The organism is Bifidobacterium sp. POST2/T3 (B1) (assembly GCF_058197115.1).
In genome coordinates this window covers 1-2356 of record NZ_JBVPQK010000397.1, presented here as the reverse complement: position 1 = coordinate 2356, position 2356 = coordinate 1, and the positions used below count along the sequence as shown (strand labels likewise).

Sequence of the window (2356 nt, the reverse complement as noted above, 5' to 3'; positions counted from 1 at the left end):
AATGAGTTGGCGGACGCTTTCAAGGTCATTCCCAACGATCATCCCGCCTCTGACGAGGAGCGTGCCCGGCTGATTGACAAGCCCGCCTTCGGCCAGCTCTTCTCAGACAACATGACCCATATGGGATGGACTTCGGAAGGCGGCTGGAAGGATCGCAGGGTTGAGCCCTACGGACCGATTAACCTGGATCCGGGGGCCTCGGTGCTTCACTACGCCCAGGAGGCCTTCGAGGGACTCAAGGCCTACTACCACGACGACGGCTCCATCTGGCTCTTCCGACCTGATGCCAACGCCCAGCGCTTCTACAATTCAGCCAAGCGTCTGGCCCTGCCCCCGCTCGAACCCAATGACTTCCTGGGATCGGTCGCAGCCCTGGTCCGTCGTGACGCGGCCTGGGTGCCCAAGCGTCGTGAGTACACGCTTTATATGCGCCCCTATATGTTCGCCTCCGAGCCCTTCCTGGGCGTGCGCGCCCCGCATGCGGTGGACTATTGCGTCATCGCCTCGCCCTCGGGACCCTACTTCGCCGGCGGTGTCAAGCCGGTCAGCATCTGGGTGGAGGACAAGTGGTTCCGCACCGGCCCCGGCGGCACCGGCTTCGCCAAGTGCGGCGGTAACTATGCGGCCTCCCTGCTGGGTGAGAACCGCGGTGCCGAGCATGGCTGCGAGCAGGTCTGTTTCGTCGACGCGGCTACCAAAACCTACCTGGAGGAGCTGGGCGGCATGAACATGTTCACCGTCCATAAGGACGGCCACCTGGAGACCCCCAGCCTGACCGGGACCATTCTTCCCGGCGTCACCCGCAATTCCCTGATTGCCCTGGCCCAGGACCATGGTCGTGACGTAGTGGAGACCATGATCCGTCTGGACACCCTGCTGGACGACATCCGCTCCGGCGAGGTCACTGAGGTGTTCGCCTGCGGGACCGCTGCCATCATCACCCCGATCGGGCGCTTCAAGTCCGAGGACTTCGACGTCCAGGTGGCCGACGGTGGTTCAGGCAAGGTCACCATGGACCTGCGCAACGAGCTCCTGGGCATCCAGCTGGGCGAGATCGAGGATCCGCACGACTGGATGTGGAAGGTCTGCTGAGCGCTGACTCATTCCTGCCTGACAGATCTTGAAAGGAAGGCGGCTTCGGGGCGACATTTCGGCCCGGGCCGCCTTTACGTCATCTTTGTGGCCTTGCGCACATCACCGGCCTGTTCCGCTGTGTGCTTGGCTAATCTATAGACAGACTTGAGTGAGAGACTATTCCAGGAGGAGAAGCGCGGGATGAAGACGGCCTTGGAGGGGAACCTGATCTTCATGGTCATCGAGTACCTGGGCATCTTGAGCTGCGGGCTTTCGGGCGGTCTGGCTGCCGTGCGCAAGGGCTACGACATCATCGCCATCCTCTTGGTTTCCTGGATCAGCGCCCTGGGCGGTGGGGTGGTTCGTGACGTCCTGCTGGGACAGGTGCCGCCCAGTGGCATCACCGACAAGGGCTCGGTCATCGTCACCCTGGCATCCGGTCTGGTGGTGGCTGTCGCCCATCCTGAAATCAGCCGAATGACCTGGTCCATGCTGGTCACCGATGCCATGGCCCTGGGATCCTTCGCCGTCAACGGGACCGCCAAGGCCCTGATGTGCGGAACCGGTGGCATGACGGCCATCTTCATGGGCATGGCCACGGCCCTGGTCGGCGGCCTGCTGCGCGACATCCTCCTCAACCAGGTGCCGGCGGTCATCCAGGACCAGCACTGGTACGCGCTGCCCTCCCTGATCGGTTGTCTGCTGACCTTGGCCTCCACGCGCGCCCAGCAGCATGGGCTCTATCCGGCCCGGGTCGATATGATCCTGGACCTGGCCATTGTGGCCCTGGTGGTCGTCCTGCGCATCATCTCGGTGAAATTCGACATCCTGGTGCCCGGGGCAATGGACCGTCGTTCGGCCCGGCTGCCGCTCAACGACGCCCAGCTAGCCAGGGCCATCCGTCACTTGATGCGCGGCAGGTCGAACATCAGCGTCACCATCAAGCACACCGACGAGGACCCGGACAGGAAATCGGATACGAAAAAGGGCCGGTGACCCAAGCGCTTGGATCACCGACCCCAATGGGGCACCCGGTTCAGAGGGCGTTGACGGCGTTGGCCAGACCGGACTTACGGTTGGCGGCCTGGTTGCGGTGAATCACGCCCTTGCCGGCGGCCTTGTCCAGACGGCGGGCGGCCACCTGGTAGGCAGCCTGAGCGGCCTCCTTGTCACCGGCATCCACGGCCTTGCGCACGGAACGCACGGAGGTCTTGATTGCGCTCTTGACCTCCTTGTTGCGCAGGTGCGCCTTTTCGTTGGTGATGACCCGCTTCTTCTGCGA

Annotated in this window: 3 protein-coding genes; 2 read left to right on the top strand and 1 reads right to left on the bottom strand. The window is 63.5% G+C overall.

Annotation, left to right across the window (positions count from 1 at the left end; translation table 11 throughout):
* The first annotated feature begins 6 nt into the window (after nt 1-6).
* Both AC0AP0_RS12060 and AC0AP0_RS12055 read left to right on the top strand, forming a co-directional pair.
* Nucleotides 7-1092, top strand: coding sequence for a branched-chain amino acid aminotransferase (locus AC0AP0_RS12060; RefSeq protein ID WP_490430645.1), 1086 nt, complete (start codon nt 7-9; stop codon nt 1090-1092).
* Between the two features lie 183 nt (nt 1093-1275).
* A complete protein-coding gene (locus AC0AP0_RS12055; RefSeq protein ID WP_490430644.1) occupies nt 1276-2070 on the top strand; it encodes a trimeric intracellular cation channel family protein in 795 nt (264 codons plus the stop codon).
* A gap of 40 nt (nt 2071-2110) precedes the next feature.
* On the opposite strand, the gene rpsT is transcribed toward AC0AP0_RS12055, so the two are convergent.
* On the bottom strand, nt 2111-2356 hold a 246-nt coding region (gene rpsT, locus AC0AP0_RS12050; protein WP_490430643.1), incomplete at its 5' end, for a 30S ribosomal protein S20.